Source organism: Enterococcus sp. 3C7_DIV0644 (assembly GCF_002141235.1).
Lineage (GTDB): Bacteria > Bacillota > Bacilli > Lactobacillales > Enterococcaceae > Enterococcus_D > Enterococcus_D entomosocium.
In genome coordinates this window covers 1,434,459-1,454,988 of record NZ_NGLK01000001.1, presented here as the reverse complement: position 1 = coordinate 1,454,988, position 20,530 = coordinate 1,434,459, and the positions used below count along the sequence as shown (strand labels likewise).

The following is a 20,530-nucleotide window of genomic DNA, read 5'->3' as shown; positions in this document are numbered from 1 at the left end:
TAAAATGATTTTAAAAAGAGCGTACCGCTATTCAAGTGGGCGCTCTTTTTGTTGCGGAAAGGCAATGATGGGTTGGAAGAAAGAGACGTCTTGCCAAATGCATTCATAGAGTAAGGGCAACTCGGGATGCTTCTTTAAAAGTTTTTCGTAGTGGGGAAGCTGTGTCAAGAAAGCACGGACCAAGCGTTGTGAACGTTCAGATAAGCGAGGATTTAATGGCGGGTAGACAAATAAATTGCCCTCCAATAATGCCCCCAGCAGATGGGCTTGGAAAATTTTCGGCAAAAGAACCTCTAACGGCTGCTCGATTGGATACTGTCTCAAAACTGGGGTGATGATTTGGCATAAGAGGCCAGATTCTTCTGCAGGTACATAGAAAGGCTCCAGTGTTAGAAGCTGTTTCCATAAAAACAAATAGCTGCGTTCGCCGACTAAGTAGAAACTTGGAACAAAGTGTTTGGGAAAAACTTGTTGAGTAAACGTGATTGATGTGTTGGGATAAAAAGCAGTTTTCCGTAACTGATGGATTTGTGTCAGCTCCTGAAACGCTTGATTGGGGGAGATAAGCGCTGGGTTTGCTAAGAGGGTAAGGCGAAAAAGCACATAGCGCAGTTGTCGTTCGTTGCCAGTGATTAAAGGATAACTGCGGCGATCGATAGCTAGTTGATAAGGTGCTAAAAAGTTAGAAAAGGATGAAAAGCGCCGATGCAAACTGGATGGGCTGAGATAATAGCGTTTGTAGAGATCTGCAAAGGAAATAGTCGGCATTTTTAACAAGAGCAAGAGTAGCTGATAATTTGCACTTTTAGTGAATAATGCAGCAATCATTTCCATATGGGGGAGGGAGCAACTGGCTGATTGCTGCAAATGGCGGTCTGCACGAATGTGCCCTTGTTGTACATCATAGTGGAAGAATGGGTCCTCGTTTAAATAGCTTGACAGCAGCCGGCGGATCGTTTTGACAGAGATTTTTTGGGCGGCAGCAGCTTTATTCAAAGGCAGGGGATTTTCGGTTAAAAGTGTTGTGGAGAGTCGCAGCATTTGCATAATATCTTTTTCAAGGATATTTTTCAACATCATGCACCTCTTTCAGCTAAATTTTGCAACTGTCCTTATTATAAGGGAACTTCATTCGTTATTTTCACTCGCAAAAAATAGTCAATAAAACGTAATAAAAAACGATGTTTTTGTCGAGTATTTATTTGAAATTGCTGCTAGACAGAATTAAATGAAAGGAGGTATGCAAAAAAAAACCACCTTCTAAAATAAAAAGGGTGGTTTTTTATATAGGTGTCGTTATAAAAAGAGAATGGCGAATGGGCGTTAACGAGTCTCGCTAGGCAATAAAATCGTTTGCCGCTGCCCATCATCATACACATAGACTTTTTGGGGATACAGGTCGGAATACCGGTACGGTAGATCAACACCAAGTTCGATTTGACTTTGGGCTTGAGAAAAAAGCAGGGTGACACGACCATGATTGTTTTGGACTTCAAAGGTGAGCAGATTTGTCAACGGAATAAACCCTTTTAAATCAAGATCAATGATTAACCAGATACTATCGATCAGTTCGCTAGGTAGTGTTTGAACAATACCGCCAGAAGCGTAACGACTGCGGTGATCATCAAATGTTTCAAACATAATAAACCCCTCCTTCAAGTAGGCTTGCCATTAACATCAAATTTGTCTATTTATCATAATGAAGAACCGTCAAAAATGCAACTACTTCTGCTTTTCTTTTTGGTCAGCGACGCATTTTAACTATTTTCTTAAAAATTTGTTGGGTTGGCTGGACCAAGCTTTCCCAAAGACGTCTTTCAATGGGAAATAGTCAGTTGCAGCATACCAGCTCTTCGTAAGAATGAAAAGGACTCTTGAAGGGAAATCCCTTCAAGAGTCCTACATTTCTTAGAAGTGTCTGTTGATTGAAGACGTGGTCTTAAGAACGGTGTTCTATGATTACTCTTCGTCTTCACCGATAACTGCTGGTTCAGCAGCTTCGCCGGCTTCTTCATCTTCAGAGATTTCTTGTGGTTCAGTAACCGCAACGATTTGTTCTTCTGGATCGGTCACGATCGTGTACTCGTCGTTCTTAGGCAGATCAGCCACTGTTAATGAATCGCCGATCTCTAATGATGTCACATCGATCTCAACACGTTCAGGCAATTTGTCTGGTGTTGCTGATACAACGACTGTATACAAGTTTTGTGCTAGAACACCACCAGCTTTGACACCAGCAGATTCACCAATTAAGGTTACTTCTGCTTCTACTTCTGTTTCTTCATTCATATCGACAGATAGGAATTCAACGTGGGTTAAATTGCGTGTGAAGGTATCTGATTGATACTCTTTGATCAGTGTATTGACTTTTTTGCCTTCTAAACTGATCGTGATTACGGTATTCAATCCATTTTCACGCAAGATTTTTTCTAATTCTGCTGCATTGACAGCAATCGGTGTGCTTTCTACTTTGTACCCATTGACAATTGCAGGTACTTTTCCTTCGTGACGCAACTTGTTCCGTAAAGAACGTGGGCGAACTTCTCTTTTCGTAACTTCTAATGATACTGACATAACTCAATTCCTCCTAAAATTTTCTCGTTAGTAACGAGATTTTTTAAGCAAATTTTGTTAACTCTGCACATTAAGTGGTACGTGAGTGAAAACACGCAAAAGGGCAGTTGTGTACACAACTGCCCCAGAAAGTTTTGGTTCAACTTTTCTCCACCAGGTCATAACGCTGTGTATGAGAAACTATATTTACTTTACTCTTTAACCTTACGCAAAAAGACAAAGAAAGTCAAATCATTTGAAATCCTGGCAGTTTCCTTTCGCTAGATCCTAAGCTATAATAGCCACTATGGAGAAAAATTTATGCGTTTAGATAAAGTGATCGAGCAACAATTGAATACATCCCGGAAAGAGATGAAACGGTTGTTTCAGCAAGGAAAAGTCTTTGTGGATCATAGGATTGAGCGAAGGCCCGAGCGCAACGTCGATAGCAGCTTGCATCAAATCATGGTTGCGGGGCGGCAGTTGGAAACACAGGAACGCTATTATATCGTCAACAAGCCCAAGGGTATCGTTACAGCCAATCTGGATCAACAGCACCAGACAGTGATCGCTTTGATTGCACCCGAAGATCAACATCCTGATCTTTATGCCGTCGGTCGATTGGATCGGGACACGGAAGGGTTGGTATTAGTTACGACGAATGGTCAGTTAGGCTATGACTTGCTGCATCCCACCAAAAAGGTGACCAAGCGATATGAAGTGGTGGTCAATGACTTGGTGACTCCTGAGGATGTGGCGGCATTTGCTGCAGGGATCACCTTTCATGGTGGTGTCACTTGCAAACCAGCTGCCCTAACGATCATCGATGCCCGAGCGGATCATTCCTTTGTTTCGTTAGAAATTGCTGAAGGCAAGTTCCATCAAGTGAAAAAGATGTTTTTAGCCCGAGGGAAAAAAGTCATTCAGCTGAAACGAACAGCGATGGGTTCGCTGGTTCTACCAGATGATTTAGCAGTGGGCAGTTATCGCTCGCTGACGCAAGAAGAATTAAAAGGACTGGCGGCGCATTTCCGCTGAGAAAGAGGGAGAAAATGAAGTATAAAACATTATTATTTGATGTCGATGACACGATCCTCGACTTTCAAGATACCGAAGATCAAGCCTTAAAAGCACTGTTTGAAGCTCATGGCTTGGAAATGACTCCAGAGCGCAAACAAAGCTATCAAACGATCAATCATGATTTGTGGCAGCAGTTTGAGCAAGGGAAAATCACGAGAGACCAAGTCATCAATGAGCGTTTTGGCTTGTTTTTTGAAACGCAAGGCATTCAGGTCGATAGTCCAGCAGTTGAATTGGCGTACCGAGAATTTCTAAATGAAGGACATAAACTGTTAGACAACAGTGATGAGATCTTAGCGGAGTTGGCGCAGCATTTTGACCTATACGTGGTTACGAACGGGGTTTCTGAAACCCAGTACCGTCGCTTGGAAGATGCCAAATTGAAGCCCTATTTCCGTGATATTTTTGTTTCAGAAGACACGGGTTATCAAAAACCAATGAAAGAATATTTTGACTACGTGTTTGCCCGCATACCAAACGTTAAAAAACAAGAAACAGTCATTATTGGCGATTCACTGACTTCAGATATCTTAGGCGGACAATTGGCAGGGATCGACACGATTTGGTTTAATCCAAAGAAAAAAAACAGTGGTGAGATTCAGCCTACCGTTGAGATCGAACGTTTGCAGCAATTACTTCCTTTATTGCAGCACTGATTCTACAGAAACAGTAGTAATTTGCCGAATTTTCGCTATAATAGAACCAGTGTGAATTTTTTAAGATGAAAGAGGTTAATTGAATGACGAATGGCAAGCCCATTATTATTGGTGTGACAGGTGGATCAGGTAGTGGAAAAACAAGCGTGAGTCGGGCGATCTTTAATCATTTCCCCAACCATTCTATTATGATGCTTGAACAAGACTCCTACTATAAAGACCAAAGTGATCTGAGCTTTGAAGAACGGTTGAACACCAACTATGACCATCCTTTTGCATTTGATACTGATTTGTTGATCGATCACTTGCAGCAGCTGCTTGCATATCAAACGATCGAAAAACCTGTCTATGATTATGTCGCTCATACTCGCAGCGAAGCAACGATCATTCAAGAACCCAAAGAAGTCATTATCTTGGAAGGGATCTTGATTTTAGAAGATGAGCGATTACGTAATTTAATGGATATTAAACTTTATGTTGATACAGACGATGATATTCGGATTATTCGCCGAATCAAACGTGATATGGAAGAACGTGGCCGGACGTTGGATTCTGTGATCGAACAATACTTGACGGTCGTAAAACCGATGTATCATCAATTTATCGAACCGACAAAACGGTATGCTGATGTCATCGTACCAGAAGGCGGCGAAAACCACGTAGCCATTGATTTGATTACGACCAAAGTGGCAACCTTTTTATCCTAAGGTTTCTTGAATCCATCGATTTGAACGTTTCTTTTGAGAAGAAACAACTGGTTCATGTAAAACTGCTGATAAGTGCTCTTTCTTGAAAGATGTTTATCCGCAGTTTTTGATTTTATAAAAAAAACAGTAGTATTCCGACTAATTTTATGGTAAAGTAATCCTCATGCGACGAGTCGAGAAGGTCTAGCATTAGCTGACCAGATTGATAGCAGAGGCACACCGCGTAAGCAACCTACCGGATTTGTAGGGTGTCGGAATATTCCTTTTGTGGAGATAGGGTATTCTACTAGCAATAGTACTGTGAGTGAAAAAAGCTGTGAACAATTTTGTTCACAGCTTTTTTTTGTTTATTTACGTGAGAGAACAGCGATAGATGGTGGAAGGCTCTCCCCAAGGATGGTAACCAGTGCCAATCGGTTCAAAAGCAAACTGCTCATAAAAAGTAGAAAGATCCGTACATAGATACAAAGAATCAAAGCCAGCTACAGCAGCGCGTTGTTTGGCTGTTTCGATCAAAAGGCGGGCACCACCTTGGCCACGCCACAAAGGGTCCACATACAAGGCGCAAAGCCAAGGGGTCAAATCCATCCGACTGATGAAGTCGTTGGGGATCAAGCCGCCACAGCCGATGATTTGATAACGTCCGTCTGCTGCGATTTCTTCGTTGACCAGCAGCAGCCATTGCGGCAAACTGCTTGTTGAAAAACTATGGGTCAGGCTATCCTCATAAACCATGAGGGAATCGGGACCAGCCCACTGCTTTTGGAAGTAACGAATCGCTTCTGCTAAGTAGTCAGGGTGTTCTTTAAGGGTGATGACCTGCATTTGTTTTTCTCCTTTATCCTTCTTTAGGTAAGCGAATCTGAAAAATAACCCCTCGTGGCTGCAAATCTTTGACCTGGATTTGTCCTTTGTGCTCTTCGACGATTTGCTTGGCGATCGCTAAGCCTAAACCATAGCCGCCGGTCTCCTTGGAGCGAGAACGATCCTCACGGTAGAAGCGGTCAAAGATGCGAGCTTTCTCTTCATCGGAAATAGTTGGTCCAGTATTTTTGACCTCGATCAGCCATTGCTTGTTAGAAATCTCCGATAAGAGCGTAATTTTATCACCACTGCTGGTATATTTTAAGGCATTATCTAGGAGAATCACGAGGACTTGATGAATTTTCTTTTGATCAAAGCAAGCGGTCGTTTTGGCAAAATTTTCGACAATAAAATGTTTTTGATCCAGTTCGGCAATTTCTTTGAAAGGTTTGACTAAGTCATCGATAAACGGAACTAATTCGACGGTTTCTTTCGTTAACTGCAGTTGATTGGAATCACTGCGGGCAATCGTTAGTAGATCAGCCGTTAATCCAGTTAGCCGTCGGGTTTCCGCTAACGCTTGGGCGATGCTTTCAGATTCTTCAATGATCGTATGATTGGGCTTGGTAAACAGGCGCTCCAGACTATTTTGAATGATCGTCAATGGTGTGCGCAGCTCGTGAGAAGCATTTTCGACAAATTCTTGTTGTTTCTTCCACGAGGCTAAAATTGGGCGCATGTTCAAGCTGGAAAGCAAGTAGCTGATCCCGATCGAGAGAATCCAGAAAAAAATCATCGATAAAATCAAGATGGTTTGGAAATTGTTCATGGCATTTTTGATTTGATTGGTGTTCGCTAAGACTTGGATATAGCCGACCCCGGCGTCATTGGTTGGGGCTTTGGTGGTGATTGAGCGAAACAAAAGTGTCTCTTCTTCCTCTGACAAGGACTGATCCACCACTGAAAAAGACGTGATACTGTCTAAATGGCTCGTATCTAAAGATAGACTTGCCAATTGTGAAAAACGGCCGCCTAAAGTCTGTTTGTTTAAAATCTCGCCGTCCTCAGACCAGAGGATCAACTGGGTGTTGAAGCGATTGGTACCAGGGATCTTCGGCATTGCACTATCTGGTGGCAATACCTCTAGATTGGATTGTGAAGCGCTGATCTCAGCTTGGATCAAGCGGGTATCTTTGACTGCTTGTTCCAAAGAAATATCGGTTTGACGATAAGCCGATTGGTTGAATAATTGGAGCACGATCGTTCCTAAAAGTAAGAAGACCAAAGCAAAGGCACTGACATTTAGGAGAAAGGAGTGCAGCCGTTGTCTCTTAGAGCGTTCTTTATTCATAGACTAGGCTCCTTGCATAATATAGCCGACATTTCGCAACGTACGGATCTCTTTGTCGATTCCTGTCTGGCGCAAGTGTTTTCGCAGATTGCTCATGTAGACTTCTACGACAGTCAGGGTCGTTTCTGAATCGAACCCCCAGATGCGATCAAAAATCTGTTCCTTGGTCAAAATAATGTTTCTATTTTGTAGAAAATAGAGCAGTAGCTCAAATTCTTTCCCTTGAATCGGTAAAAGCTCCCCTTGATAGCTGACCTCGTTGGTGCCAAGGTTACAGAGCAACCCGTTATATTCCAGTGTATTTTCATTGAACAAACCTAAGGAGCGTTTTAGCAACGCTTTGATCCGCATCAATAATTCTTCCCGATAAAAAGGCTTGGTCAAATAATCATCAGCCCCTTTTTGAAAGCCGGTTACTTTGTCTTCTAAGCCGTCTTTGGCTGTTAAAATCAGGACGGGTGTTTGGAGTCCTTTTTTTCGTAATGCTGAAAGCACCTCATAGCCGTTCATCTCAGGCATCATCAAGTCAAGAATAATCAAGTCATAGATCCCCGTTTCCGCCTCGTACAAGCCTTCACTGCCATCATATGCTTGCGTGACTTCACCGATTTCGCTGACGATCTCTTTCATATTTTCAGATAATGTTTTGTCATCTTCGATTACTAATAATTTAATCATGTTCCCACCTCTTTAAGGATAAGAATAGCACGAATAGCATAAAAAATGCTTAAAAAAACTGTTTTGTCTTAAGCTGCATTTAAGATAGCTGCCGTAAATTCAGTGCATGGATTTCAAGGGAGGAACATTTTATGAAATTAAAAAAAGTCTTTCAAAGAAAAGAGACGAAATATCTATTGACTAAGGAGCAATTTCCAGCATTTCTTGGCGAGTTGCAGCAAAAAATGGCGATCGATGAATATGGGCAACACACGATTATGTCCTTGTATTATGATACCCAGGATTACCGCTTTATTCGTCATTCGATGGACAAACCGAAATACAAAGAAAAATTTCGGGTCCGCAGCTATGGGGTACCGACAGAGCAACAGTTGATTTTTTTAGAGATCAAGAAGAAAGTCAGTGGCGTGGTCTACAAACGCCGCGTTCCGATGCCCTATGCTGACTATTGCCGCTGGTTGCAAACGGGGGTCTTGCCGTCAATGGAGGAAGCCCCGCAAATCGCCGCGGAGATCCACTGGTTATTTAAGAAAAACCCGGACCTGCTACCAAAAGTCTTGATTGCCTATGATCGCCTGTCGCTGTTTGTTGATGATGATAGTGAATTTCGCGTGACGTTCGATCAAAACATTCGCTTTCGCACCTGCGATCTCATGTTAGGTTCCGGTAGTGACGGTGCACTAGTAGCACCGGAAGTCGGAGTGTTGATGGAAGTCAAAGCCCTCGGCTCTTATCCAATATGGTTTGTGGAACTGCTGAACAAATACAGTGTGCGCAAAGGCAGCTTTTCAAAATATGCCCAAACCTATCAACGGCATTTATTCAAGAAGGAGGAACGGTTACATGTTATCTAGTCTATTTTCTGGCGATACGAGCACCCTTGAATGGAGTAGCTTATTGATCTGTATCGCCGCCTCATTGCTTTTAGGATTATTAGTGGCAGCGATCCATATGATCCGCAATGTCTATACGAAAAACTTCGTCATTACCTTGGCAGTCTTACCGATTCTCGTTCAATCGGTGATCATGCTAGTCAACGGCAATCTTGGCACAGGGGTGGCGATCTTAGGTGCCTTCAGTTTGATTCGTTTCCGCTCGGTTCCCGGGGGTTCTAGAGAGATTACCAGCGTCTTTTGGTCGATGGGGATCGGTCTGGCAACTGGGATGGGGTATGTCGGCTATGTTGTCATTTTTTCCATTATCGTGGCGCTTTTCTTGACCCTTTTATATACGATGCCCTTTGGCGATCGACAAGCCACGAGTGAACGGGAACTGAAGGTCACAATTCCGGAAGATTTGGATTATCCACAATTATTCGATGATCTCTTTGAAAAATATACGCATTCTGCCAAACTGACATCGGTTCGAACGACGACGATGGGAAGCTTGTATGAATTGCGCTATCAGTTGCTGTTAAAAGACCAAGCGCAAGAAAAGCAAATCATTGATGAAGTTCGGGTTCGTAATGGCAATTTACCTGTTGTTTTAGGCAAGCTCACCGCTAACCGCGATGAGCTGTAGAAGGAGGAACCTTTTATGAAAAAACTCATTTATCCACTCTTGCTCTCATCGCTGCTCTTAGGCGCTTGCGGGCAAACCGATAGTACTAGCACGAGCAGCAGTTCCAGTTCCGCAGCAGCAGTTTCCGGTTCTGCCGCAGTGACCAACGTTTCAACGACCCTTGATGATTCTGTGGACTATTACGGTAGTTACGAAGAAGAAGATGTTGATGCTTCCTACGATGAGGCAACTGCTACGCAACTTGAATTGAATGGCAGCGACACGACGGCTGTTGATGGCGTTTCAGTGGAAGACCAAACCGTGACGATCACCCAAGCCGGCACCTATGTCGTCAGCGGGTCGTTAAGTAATGGCCAACTGGTTGTCAACGTCAACAAAGAAGAAAAAGTCCATCTGATCTTTGCTGGTGTCACGATCACCAATGAAGACGGGGCGGCCGTCGTCATCGAACAAGCAGAAAAAGTCATCACGACCTTAGCCAGTGATACGACGAATACTCTGACGGATGGCAGCAGCTACACCTTGGCTGAAGGCGAGACAGAACCAGATGCTGCCTTTTATAGTAAAGAAGATTTGTCCATCAACGGCGATGGGACGTTGGTGATCACAGGAAATTACAGCAACGGATTGCGCAGCAAAGATGATTTGGTTTTAGCAGGTGGTACGATTGAAATCACAGCGAAAAACAACGCCATCAAAGGAAAAGATTCCGTATCGATCTTGGCGGGGAACTACACACTGAACACCACTGAAGGAGATGGTATCCAAGCGAATAATACGGAAGATGCGGAAAAAGGCTACGTTGCGATCGATGGTGGTACCTTTACGATCCAAAGTGGTCGTGACGGGATCCAAGCAGAAACAAATTTAAGCATCCAATCAGCTGATATCACGATCAAAACGGCTGACGGAGCCCAAAGTCAGTCGCTAGTGACGGATGAAAGTTACAAAGGATTGAAAGCTGGCGGTGTGATGACCATCAGCAGCGGCACCTTTACGATCGATAGTGCGGATGATAGCTTGCATGCCAATGATACGATCAACATTGCAGGTGGCACGATCACTGCCAGCAGTGGCGATGATGGGATCCACGCCGACAATGAATTGACGATCTCCGACGGAACGATTTCTATCGAAGAATCCTATGAAGGATTAGAAGCAAGTGTAATCACGATTGCAGGTGGCACGACACACGTCGTGGCTAGCGATGATGGGATCAATGCCGGTGGTGGCAGTGATACGGATGAAACAACGGGACAATTTGGTCAAGACAGTTTTGGCGGCGGCCCTGGCGGCGGCGATACCGCGGATGACAGTAAACAGATCACGATCACTGGTGGAACGTTGGTCATTGATGCCGAAGGGGATGGCCTGGATAGTAATGGCAATGTCACCATGAGTGATGGCGTCGTCATCGTAAATGGTCCAACGACCGGTGGCAATGGTGCTTTGGACTATAACGGCACATTTGAACTCACCGGCGGCGTCTTGTTAGCGGCAGGCACGACCGATATGGCCATGAACGTTAGCGGTGGTAGTCAACAGTCGATCGGAATCAGTTTCGATCAAACCCAATCAGCCGAGACCCTAGTGACCTTAAAGGACAGTCAAGGTCAGACGATCTTGTCCTATGCCCCAAGCAAAAGCTACCAACACGTGGTTCTTTCCAGCCCAGATTTGACCGATAGCAGCTATACGTTGGTCAGTGGTGGGACGAATGATGCACAAGCAGTCTCCGGTTATTATGCTGGCGGAACCCTCAGTGATGGGACAGAGTTAGGAACATTGTCCGTCACGGATACTATCGCTAACTTGACCCAATCAGGTGCAACAGCGACAACCAATCAGATGGGCGGTGGTTTTGGTCGTTAGTTGAAGTTTCACCGATCATCACCAAATGGTTATCAATAAATCGAACAGATCGCAGGCAGTCGTTGCGGTCTGTTTCTATGATTCAAAAAATCAGGAGACGGTTTAAGGTCAATTTAAGCTAGGATCCTTATAGTCGAAAGACAATAAATAGCTATTCAGGAGGAACAAAGATGAATTTTTTGAAACGAGGTCTCCAAAGTTTATGGGCGAAAAAAGGCCGGAGCCTGTTGCTGATCGCCGTATTTTCTGCAATCTTGATTTTTGTATTGGCGGGTCTGACGATTCGCAGTGCGGCACTAGTAGCGACTGAAAATGCCCAGAAAAGTGTTGGCGCAACTGTGACGTTGCAAGCAAACCGCGAGCAGGCTTTTCAGCAAAGGAGCTCTTCTTCTGACAGCGATGACCAAAGCACCCGACCAGATCCAGGGAGTTTTCAATCGACACCAGTAGCGATTACTGATGCCCAAGCGATCGCCGATTTAGACGGGGTTGCCTCATATAGTTTTGAAGTCAGCACCTCTGCTGATGCCGTCAGCGGGATCGAACCGATCTCCAGCAGTGACTCATCGACAGAGTCAGAAGCAACCGATAGCAGCGAGACGGGGCAAATGGACGGTATGCCAGGAGGAATGCCTGGCGGTAATATGAGTACGGGTGATTTCCAAATCACTGGTGTATCAAGCAGTGCGGCGTATACGACTTTTTCGGAAGGAACAGCGACGATCACGGATGGAGAAGGAATTACTTCTGAGGATGAAGGTACGAACCAAGTCCTGATCGAATCCTCACTAGCTGAAGCGAATGATTTGGCGGTCGGAGATACGTTTTCGATCACTGATGCAGAGGACAATGAAGTAGACGTGACGATCAAGGGAATCTATGAAACGAGTGAAGTTGGCAACAGCATGAGCCAAATGTTCAACTTTCTCAATCCAGCCAACACGATCTTTGCTTCTTATACCCTTGCCAATACGTTGAGCGGCAATGAGGACACCATTGACTCGGCAACCTATACCTTGAGTGATCCGTCTGAGATGACAGCATTCGTGGAAGAAGCGGAAGGGTTGATCGATACAGAAACCTACAGCATTCAAACCAACGATCAAATGTATCAGTCGATGCTGACACCATTGAATAATGTCGCTAGCTTTGCAAAAAATATTATTGTGTTAGTTGCTGCTGCCGGTATCATTATTTTGACGTTGATCGTGATGATGTCGATTCGGGAACGTCGCTATGAGATTGGTGTATTGCTCTCTTTAGGCGAGTCACGGGCTAAAGTGATCCTACAGTTTTTCACAGAGATTTTTGTCTGTATGGTATTTGCTTTAGGGATCGCGGCCGCTAGCGGCAATCTTGTCGGTAATGCCGTCGGAGAGCAATTATTGGCACAACAAACAGAGACAACGACTGATCAAGCAGCCACTGAAAACGCTGGTCCTGGAGGCGGGGAGATGCCGCAAATGGGCGGAAATCGTGGTGGTTCTTTCCCATCCTTCACCCAATCAGCAGAAGTGGAGTCCTTAGAAATCACCGTTTCCCCTCAACAAATTGGTCTATTGGCATTACTCGGTCTAGGGATCAGTTTTGGCTCGATCTTACTCTCTTCCGCGGGCATTTTGCGGTTGAATCCGAAAAAAATCTTGGTTTCTTAGGAGGAACGACATGACATTACGAACAGAACAATTAGGATATTGGTATCAAAGCGAAGCAGAAGCGCTGTTTCGTGACGTTGATTTGATCTTTGAACCTGGCAAGATGTATGCGATCTTAGGTTCTAGCGGATCGGGGAAAACAACTTTCCTGTCACTGATCACGGGCCTAGATACACCGAAAGAAGGAAAGATTTTCTACAATGAAGAAACGTTAGCAAAAATCGGATTGCGAGAATACCGCCGCAAAGATGTTTCCATCGTGTTCCAAGCGTATAATCTATTGCCTTATATGTCGGCACTGGACAATGTGATCACAGCCATGGCGATCGCGAAGTCGCAGCAAGCCGATAAAAAGGCCTATGCTTTAGCCAACTTAGCCAAAGTTGGCATCACGGAAGAGCTGGCACTGAAAAAAGTGACCCAATTATCGGGTGGGCAACAGCAGCGGGTCGCTATCGTTCGCGCGTTGTGCTGTGAACATGAGCTGATCGTAGCCGATGAACCGACTGGAAACTTGGATGAAACGACATCTAAAGAAATCGTCAAACTGTTTCAAGAAATTGCCCATGAGCAAAAAAAATGTATCATCTTAGTGACCCATGAACAAGAGGTAGCAAAGGCTTGCGATGTCGTTTATGAGTTGAAGGAACGAGCATTTTCTAAAATTGAAAGGTGAGCTTTGCGTATGGTAACTGCTAGTTAGTGAGACAAAGATCGTCATTCTTATTCCCTCATTGAGCAAGACTGAAATGAAAATACCGCAAAGTCTGCTTGCATCTTCTAGGTGCTCCTCTTACAATAGAAGTAATTGTAAAAGAAGGAACTTTTGAGAGGAGCAAGCAGATGCGGCTTTTTATTGACGGCGACGGTTCGCCGGTGAAAAATGAAGTGATTGAACTGGCTCAGCAGTATCAGCTGCCGATAGTGATCGTGACCAGTGTCGATCATTATACGACCAAAGACTATCCCGCCCATGTCCACTTTGTCTATGTCGACAAAGGCTCGGATCGCGCGGATTATGAAATCGTGAAGGAAATAGAACCCGGCGATTTTCTCGTCACCCAAGATTATGGCTTAGCTTCGTTAGTCTTGCCCAAAAAAGCACGAGTTTTTCACCATAACGGTATAGAGTATTTGCCAGAAACGATCGATTTTTTATTAGGTCAACGCTACTTAGGTGCGCAGATGCGTAAAGCAGGCAAGCGCACAAAAGGACCGAAGCCCTTTACGAAAGAGGATCGGGAAGCCTTCAAACGAATCTTTGAAAACGAATTGCGACAGATCCTTGCAAAATAAGCACCCTCAAGACCCAGCTTCTGCATGAACCACGGGAATTGAAGGTGCTTATTTATTTCTTGCGAAAACGATCATAGAAGTATTTGCTGACTAAAGCCACGATCGCGAAAAATGCTAAGGTATATCCGAAGATCCCCATCTGATGGACGAAGGCTCCTTGTTGCGGGCTGGCGACCACCAATAAGGAAGAGCCAAGGATGACCGCAGCTAGAATAATACCGATCACCAGTCGATTGACCATCTGATCAAAGCGGTCCAATAGCTGTTTTTGTTCGCGGATCTCTAAATTCAACCGGTGTTTACCAGTGGCAAAAGTGTCTAAGACAGCCAAGGTCCGATCAGGAAGGTGGCTAAGTGCCCGCAAGCTTTTTGCGGTTGCCAAGGCGCTTTTTTTCACCTCGTCTTCAATACTCAGCTGCTGTAAGAAATATTTTTGAGCAAAAGGCTGAGTGACTTCCATCATTGATAATTCGGGGTCTAAGGCTTTGATCACACCTTCCAAGGTGCCAAAAGCCTTAATCAGCAAGGTGATGTCTCGATGCATCTGCAGTTGGTTATCATGGCAGATCGTGATGACTTCCCCCATCACTTTTTGCAAGTCGATATCCTTTAGCGGCATATTATAGTAGTTTTCAACAAATTTTTGAAGATCCTGATAGAAGGCGACTTCATCAAAGGAACTGCCGCTGCTGTTGCACAAACGCAAGACAGCTTTGCCGACTTCTTGGGTGTCTTGGGTATACAAAGCAATCAATGCATCAGCTAAGCGACTGCGTAATGACTGATCCAAGTGTCCCATCATCCCAAAATCTAAGAAAATCACTTGGTAAGGCGGCATAATCGCTTCTTCTTGCCACTTCAATGAATAATCAACACCGCCGAGGACACCGACGCGCTGTTTGACTTGGAATGGTTTTGGTCGATTGGCTTGATCTGTGAAGACATGTAAAAAAAGATTGCCAGGATGCGGATCAGCGTGAAAGAAGCCATCTTCAAAGACTTGCTTCATAAAGTTTTCGACTAATAGCGTTCCCACTTGTTTTTTCACTGCTTTCACGGACTGATTGTCATAAACGATATCTTGATTGCTGCGGGTCAGCAAGCAGTTCAAACTTTCACCGGCCATGTAATCCATGACTAATACTTTTTGGGTGCACCATTCGGGATAAACTTTTGGCAATGCCAATTGCGGGTTTTGGTGATTGTTTCGGTAGAATTCCTGCGCATTTTTCATCTCTTGCAAAAAATTCGTTTCATTGGCAAGGGATCGTCTGACTTCGCTTAACACGCTTTTTAAATCCACCACATTGGCTTCTGGAATTGCGCGAACCAACGGCAGGGCTTTTTCAAAAAGATCGAGATCTACTTGAATCGCCGCAATGATTCCCGGATGCTGCACTTTGACGATCACTTCTTTGCCGCTGATCAAGTTTGCTCGGTGGGCTTGTCCGATGGAAGCTGAGGCGACTGGGATTTCATCAAAAGCGGAAAAAACTTTCGTTAGTGGCTGCTGTAGTTCTGCTTCCAGCAGTGCTTTGACCTTGGGAAATGGATCGCTTTTGACATTGTCTTGTAACTGCTTGAAGGCATCAACGAAAGTGCTGGAAAGTAGGTCATTGCGGACCGAAAGCATCTGCCCGATTTTGATAAATGTTGGTCCTAATTCTTCAAACGCTTGACGCACCATTTCGGGATGCTGCTGTTTGCTGATATTTTGAACGACTTTGTATTTCAAAAAGACTTGAAGGATTTGTTTTAATCGTCCTTTTCTAGAAGGAGCAGTTTGTTCTGTCATAGGTCCCACCTCTTTAAACGTGCCGTGATATATTCATAGTACTGACAAAATGAAAAACATTCAACTAACGACTGTGTAAGCTTAAAGAAATTTCTGCAAGATTTAATGCCGGTTGGTCGATTTTGTGCTAAAATGTGGAAGACTTAGTTTGGTAGAATCAATGAATACAGGAGGAAATTCTTTTGAAAATCATTTTATTATACGGGGGACGCAGTGCAGAGCATGAGGTATCACTGTTATCCGCTTTTTCAGTTGTTAATGCTGTATATTATAATTACTACCAAGTTCAATTAGTAATGATCACTAAAGAAGGACGCTGGTTAAAAGGCCCATTATTGTCTGAGGCGCCAACGTCACCAGATACTTTGGCATTGACCAACGAAGAGACCAAAGGGGAAGAAATTTCACCTGGGGCCATCTATGAAGAAGACGCGATCGTCTTTCCATTGCTCCATGGACCAAACGGCGAAGACGGCACGATCCAAGGGTTTTTAGAAACCATCGGAATGCCTTATGTCGGAGCCGGTGTCTTGACTAGTGCCTGCGGGATGGACAAAATCATGACCAAGTACATCTTGCAAGCTGCGGGAATTCCGCAAGTTCCCTATGTACCAGTCTTGAAAAATGCGTGGAAAGAAAATCCGAAAAAGATTTTCGATCAATGTGAAGGCAGTCTGCTTTATCCGATGTTTGTCAAACCTGCCAACATGGGCTCAAGTGTCGGTATCTCGAAAGCCGAGAACCGTGAAGAACTGCAAAATGCGCTACAAGAAGCGTATCGATATGATACCCGAGCGATCGTTGAACAAGGAATCGAAGCCCGTGAGATCGAAGTCGCTGTTCTTGGAAACGAAGACGTGCGGACCACCATGCCGGGAGAAATCGTAAAAGATGTTGCGTTTTATGATTACAATTCCAAATACATTGACAACCGAATCGAGATGCAGATTCCTGCGCAAATTCCCGAAGAAACACAAGCCAAAGCCCAAGAGTTTGCGAAAAAAGCCTATACGATGTTAGGCGGCAGTGGATTGAGCCGTTGTGATTTCTTTTTGACCAATAAAAACGAGCTCTTTTTAAATGAGCTAAACACGATGCCGGGATTCACTGAATTCAGCATGTACCCATTGCTATGGGAAAAGACCGGATTGCCTTATGGGGATTTGATTGAAGAATTGATCCAATTAGGGATGAATCGTTTCAATCAAAGACGTTCGTTCTTGACCAACGTAGAAGCAACCGAAACGGAAGCAGAAAACGAAAACGAAGCAGAATAAATAGCAGGAAGAAAGCCAGCTCAACTCAAGGAAAATACTTGAAGCGATCTTGTGCTTTCTTTTTTTGTAAAAAAGGAGCGAAACTGATGAATTTTACTGTAAAAGAAGCCGCTGCCGTATTTGGTCAGCCAATTGAAAATGAGACACCACTTGCCTCTGTGGAGTTTGACAGCCGTCTAATCAAAGAAAACAGTCTTTTTGTTCCCTTGGCGGGGACTCGGGATGGACATGAATTTGCCCAACAAGCCAAAGACAATGGTGCGATCGCGACATTGTGGAGTCATCCCACCATACAACCACCGCAAGGCATCCTTGTGATCCCCGTCAAGGATACTGTCAAAGCGTTCCAACAGTTAGCACGAGCCTACAAAGAAAAACTTGCGCCAAAAATCATCGCTATTACCGGAAGTAATGGGAAAACAACCACAAAAGATATGGTAGACGCGGTTATGGCACAAAAATACCAGACCTACAAAACTCAAGGTAACCATAACAATGAACTAGGCGTGCCTTTGACTATCTTGCATGCACCAGAAGATACGCAAGTGTTGATTTTAGAAATGGGAATGGACCATGCAGGAGAGATCGAAGTCCTTTCGCGCTTAGCAGAACCTGATGCAGCGGCGATCACTTTGATTGGCGAAGCCCACATTGAAAACTTAGGGTCCAGAGAAGGGATCGCCAAAGCCAAAATGGAGATCACCGCAGGATTGAAAAAAGACGGCTTCTTTATGATGCCGGCGGATGAACCATTGTTAGACCCCTTTGTTCCTAACTTGACGCAGCCCATTGAAACTTTTGGCTTAACAGAGGGAGATCTGCAAGGAGACATCGTAGAGGAATCGCAAGATCAAACGATTTTTACGGTAGCAGGTACGACTTTTACCTTACCGGTATTAGGCGGTTATAATGTCAAAAATGCCTTGATCGCGATTGGGTTAGGACGTCATTTTGGTGTAGCAGATGAAGCCATCAAGGAAGGCTTGGCGCATTTTCAATTAACGAAAAATCGGACCCAATGGGTAACTGCCGGTAACGGAGCAGCGATTTTGAGCGATATATACAATGCCAATCCGACTGCCATGGGTCTTGTATTGGATAGTTTCCGCAAATTGCCGTTAGAAGGACGACGGATCGCCGTATTGGCAGATATGCTTGAATTAGGACCAGATTCTGCACAAATGCACGAGCAGATGGCCGCACATTTAGATGACTCGTTCCAACTAGTTTTTCTTTATGGCAAAGAAATGCAAGCATTGCAAAAACGACTAGTTCAGTCACCACTGGCTGACAAGGTGCGCTATTTTGCGACAGATGAAAAACCGCAACTGATCGCCTCCTTAAAGGAAACTTTAGAACCTTCCGACAGCTTGGTAATCAAAGGGAGCAATGGCATGGGCTTGAGCGAAGTCGTTGATGCACTAAAAGGAATGTAAAGCGGAGTTGAAATCTTGCTGAAACTTTCAAAACGTGTTATACTTATCTAACGCCGAAAGATGAAGCACAGAATGATTACTGTAAAAAACATTGACGTTTTGAGATAAAATGATGGCTGAGACAAACAACACTTGTTTTAGCCTTTTATAATGCCTTCGTGAAGCGGTTTTTCGGTACCGAGAGAAAGATAAGAGTAAATGGGACTACTCTTGTGTTTCTGAAGAACTAACCTACGCTTCGATGATAGAAAAACAGGCATCGAAAAGATGACCAGCCTAGGAGGATCCATTTGAAATTTAAAGATCTAGAATTATCCAACGAATTATTGACTTCTGTTGAGCGTGCCGGCTTTGAAGAAGCAACACCCATCCAAGAAGCAACGATTCCATTAGCCTTAGCAGGCAAAGACGTGATCGGTCAAGCACAGACCGGTACTGGTAAAACCGCCGCATTTGGTTTGCCAATGTTAGAAAAAATCGACCCAGCGAACCATCAACTACAAGGATTAGTGATTGCCCCAACCCGTGAATTAGCGATCCAAACCCAAGAAGAATTGTATCGTCTTGGTAAAGACAAAAAAATTCGCGTTCAAGCAGTTTACGGTGGAGCCGATATCGGCCGTCAAATCCGTCAATTAAAAGATCGTCCCCATATCGTAGTTGGTACGCCAGGACGTATGTTAGACCATATCAACCGCCACACCTTAAAATTAGGTACGGTTGAAACGCTTGTATTAGATGAAGCAGACGAAATGTTGAACATGGGCTTCTTGGAAGATATTGAAAAAATCATCAGCCAAGTGCCAGATGTTCGTCAAACGTTGCTATTTTCAGCAACAATGCCGCCAGCAATCAAAAATATCGGCGTGAAATTCATGAAAGAGCCTGAACATGTTCAAATCAAAGCCAAAGAAATGACCGCTGATTTGATTGATCAATATTATGTTCGCTCAAAAGATTATGAAAAATTCGATGTCATGACTCGTTTGTTGGATGTGCAATCACCAGAATTGACGATCGTTTTCGGTCGTACGAAACGTCGTGTTGATGAATTGGCACGTGGTTTAGAAGCTCGTGGCTACAAAGCTGAAGGCATTCATGGGGACCTTTCTCAACAAAAACGGATGAGCGTTTTACGTTCATTTAAGAGTGGTCAATTAGATATCTTAGTTGCCACAGACGTAGCAGCTCGCGGATTAGATATTTCTGGTGTTACACACGTTTACAACTACGATATCCCTCAAGATCCTGAAAGCTATGTTCACCGGATCGGACGTACAGGTCGTGCCGGAAAAGGCGGAATGTCAGTGACTTTCGTTACACCAAACGAAATGAGCTACTTGCATGTCATTGAAAACTTAACGAAAAAACGGATGACACCAATGCGCCCACCAACCGAAAAAGAAGCATTTAAAGGTCAATTAGGTGCCGCAATCGAATCTGTTGAAACAAAATTGGATGAAAATGGTTTGGATAAATACTTGCAAGCAGCCGACGATCTTTTGGAACGTTATTCTGCACAAGATTTAGCAGCACTGCTTCTAAAAACAATGGCGAAAGATCCAGCTGATTTAGAACCAGTCAAAATTACACCAGAACGCCCATTACCTCAAGGAAAAAAATCATTCAATAAAAACGGACGTCGCAGCAATAACAGCAATGGCGGCAATCGTAACCGCAAAGAAAACGGTGGGAACCGTGGCGGCGGCAACGGCAATAAAGCCCGTGGTAACTATTCAAAAGATGGTGCCCGTAAAAACAATCGCCGTAGCAACGACAAAAAACGCGGTTTCGTTATCAGAAATAACCAAGACTAATTGAGTTTGTGGACCTTGTAAGGAAACTTGCA

Annotated in this window: 19 protein-coding genes; 12 read left to right on the top strand and 7 right to left on the bottom strand. The window is 44.1% G+C overall.

The window, feature by feature from the left end; all coding sequences use genetic code 11:
• Window positions 1-27: 27 nt before the first annotated feature.
• From A5877_RS06745 to A5877_RS06735, 3 genes are all read right to left on the bottom strand, one after another.
• Entirely contained in the window at window positions 28-1,080 is a 1,053-nt protein-coding gene (locus tag A5877_RS06745; RefSeq protein ID WP_086316606.1) for a helix-turn-helix domain-containing protein, read from the bottom strand.
• A 243-nt stretch (window positions 1,081-1,323) separates the two neighbouring features.
• Window positions 1,324-1,641 carry a DUF960 domain-containing protein gene (locus A5877_RS06740; RefSeq protein WP_005233624.1) on the bottom strand — a complete coding sequence of 106 codons (318 nt, stop codon included), beginning with the start codon at window positions 1,639-1,641 and terminating at the stop codon, window positions 1,324-1,326.
• A 318-nt stretch (window positions 1,642-1,959) separates the two neighbouring features.
• Window positions 1,960-2,574: a 50S ribosomal protein L25/general stress protein Ctc gene (locus tag A5877_RS06735; protein WP_005227923.1), complete on the bottom strand. Its 615-nt coding sequence runs from the start codon at window positions 2,572-2,574 to the stop codon at window positions 1,960-1,962.
• A 300-nt stretch (window positions 2,575-2,874) separates the two neighbouring features.
• Between A5877_RS06735 and A5877_RS06730 the strand changes: the two genes are divergently transcribed.
• The 3 genes from A5877_RS06730 to udk all read left to right on the top strand — a co-directional run bounded on the left by A5877_RS06730 (window position 2,875) and on the right by udk (window position 4,996).
• Window positions 2,875-3,591 carry a 16S rRNA pseudouridine(516) synthase gene (locus tag A5877_RS06730; protein WP_086316605.1) on the top strand — a complete coding sequence of 239 codons (717 nt, stop codon included), beginning with the start codon at window positions 2,875-2,877 and terminating at the stop codon, window positions 3,589-3,591.
• A gap of 14 nt (window positions 3,592-3,605) precedes the next feature.
• Entirely contained in the window at window positions 3,606-4,289 is a 684-nt protein-coding gene (locus tag A5877_RS06725; RefSeq protein WP_008379392.1) for a YjjG family noncanonical pyrimidine nucleotidase, read from the top strand.
• 83 nt (window positions 4,290-4,372) lie between these two features.
• Window positions 4,373-4,996: a uridine kinase gene (udk, locus tag A5877_RS06720; protein ID WP_005227927.1), complete on the top strand. Its 624-nt coding sequence runs from the start codon at window positions 4,373-4,375 to the stop codon at window positions 4,994-4,996.
• Between the two features lie 351 nt (window positions 4,997-5,347).
• Here udk and A5877_RS06715 read toward each other — a convergent pair whose 3' ends face one another.
• The 3 genes from A5877_RS06715 to A5877_RS06705 are packed head-to-tail and all read right to left on the bottom strand — an operon-like array spanning window position 5,348 to window position 7,829.
• Window positions 5,348-5,821, bottom strand: a complete 474-nt coding sequence (locus A5877_RS06715) for a GNAT family N-acetyltransferase (RefSeq protein WP_061053337.1) — start codon at window positions 5,819-5,821, stop codon at window positions 5,348-5,350.
• Between the two features lie 13 nt (window positions 5,822-5,834).
• Window positions 5,835-7,151 (bottom strand): cell wall metabolism sensor histidine kinase WalK, encoded by a 1,317-nt coding sequence (locus A5877_RS06710; RefSeq protein WP_061053336.1) that lies wholly within the window; start codon window positions 7,149-7,151, stop codon window positions 5,835-5,837.
• A 3-nt stretch (window positions 7,152-7,154) separates the two neighbouring features.
• Window positions 7,155-7,829, bottom strand: coding sequence for a response regulator transcription factor (locus tag A5877_RS06705; protein ID WP_005233644.1), 675 nt, complete (start codon window positions 7,827-7,829; stop codon window positions 7,155-7,157).
• A gap of 131 nt (window positions 7,830-7,960) precedes the next feature.
• Between A5877_RS06705 and A5877_RS06700 the strand changes: the two genes are divergently transcribed.
• From A5877_RS06700 to A5877_RS06675, 6 genes are all read left to right on the top strand, one after another.
• Window positions 7,961-8,683 carry a polyphosphate polymerase domain-containing protein gene (locus A5877_RS06700; protein WP_005233646.1) on the top strand — a complete coding sequence of 241 codons (723 nt, stop codon included), beginning with the start codon at window positions 7,961-7,963 and terminating at the stop codon, window positions 8,681-8,683.
• Complete coding sequence (locus tag A5877_RS06695) at window positions 8,673-9,350, top strand: DUF4956 domain-containing protein (protein WP_005233649.1); 678 nt, start codon at window positions 8,673-8,675, stop codon at window positions 9,348-9,350. Before A5877_RS06700 ends, A5877_RS06695 begins: the two co-directional genes overlap by 11 nt.
• 15 nt (window positions 9,351-9,365) lie before the next feature.
• Entirely contained in the window at window positions 9,366-11,222 is a 1,857-nt protein-coding gene (locus A5877_RS06690) for a carbohydrate-binding domain-containing protein (RefSeq protein ID WP_016621916.1), read from the top strand.
• A gap of 170 nt (window positions 11,223-11,392) precedes the next feature.
• Window positions 11,393-12,877, top strand: a complete 1,485-nt coding sequence (locus A5877_RS06685; RefSeq protein ID WP_061053335.1) for an ABC transporter permease — start codon at window positions 11,393-11,395, stop codon at window positions 12,875-12,877.
• A gap of 10 nt (window positions 12,878-12,887) precedes the next feature.
• Complete coding sequence (locus A5877_RS06680; protein WP_086316604.1) at window positions 12,888-13,553, top strand: ABC transporter ATP-binding protein; 666 nt, start codon at window positions 12,888-12,890, stop codon at window positions 13,551-13,553.
• Between the two features lie 167 nt (window positions 13,554-13,720).
• Window positions 13,721-14,173, top strand: a complete 453-nt coding sequence (locus tag A5877_RS06675; protein ID WP_086316603.1) for a YaiI/YqxD family protein — start codon at window positions 13,721-13,723, stop codon at window positions 14,171-14,173.
• A 52-nt stretch (window positions 14,174-14,225) separates the two neighbouring features.
• On the opposite strand, the gene A5877_RS06670 is transcribed toward A5877_RS06675, so the two are convergent.
• On the bottom strand, window positions 14,226-15,968 hold the full coding sequence (locus A5877_RS06670; protein WP_061053333.1) for an AarF/ABC1/UbiB kinase family protein: 1,743 nt from the start codon (window positions 15,966-15,968) through the stop codon (window positions 14,226-14,228).
• 182 nt (window positions 15,969-16,150) lie between these two features.
• On the opposite strand from A5877_RS06670, the gene A5877_RS06665 reads away from it, so the two are divergent.
• The 3 genes from A5877_RS06665 to A5877_RS06655 all read left to right on the top strand — a co-directional run bounded on the left by A5877_RS06665 (window position 16,151) and on the right by A5877_RS06655 (window position 20,498).
• Window positions 16,151-17,245 carry a D-alanine--D-alanine ligase gene (locus tag A5877_RS06665; protein WP_061053332.1) on the top strand — a complete coding sequence of 365 codons (1,095 nt, stop codon included), beginning with the start codon at window positions 16,151-16,153 and terminating at the stop codon, window positions 17,243-17,245.
• A gap of 86 nt (window positions 17,246-17,331) precedes the next feature.
• Window positions 17,332-18,681, top strand: coding sequence for a UDP-N-acetylmuramoyl-tripeptide--D-alanyl-D-alanine ligase (gene murF / locus A5877_RS06660; RefSeq protein ID WP_061053331.1), 1,350 nt, complete (start codon window positions 17,332-17,334; stop codon window positions 18,679-18,681).
• 290 nt (window positions 18,682-18,971) lie between these two features.
• Window positions 18,972-20,498 carry a DEAD/DEAH box helicase gene (locus A5877_RS06655; protein WP_010749100.1) on the top strand — a complete coding sequence of 509 codons (1,527 nt, stop codon included), beginning with the start codon at window positions 18,972-18,974 and terminating at the stop codon, window positions 20,496-20,498.
• The last annotated feature ends 32 nt before the right edge of the window (window positions 20,499-20,530 follow it).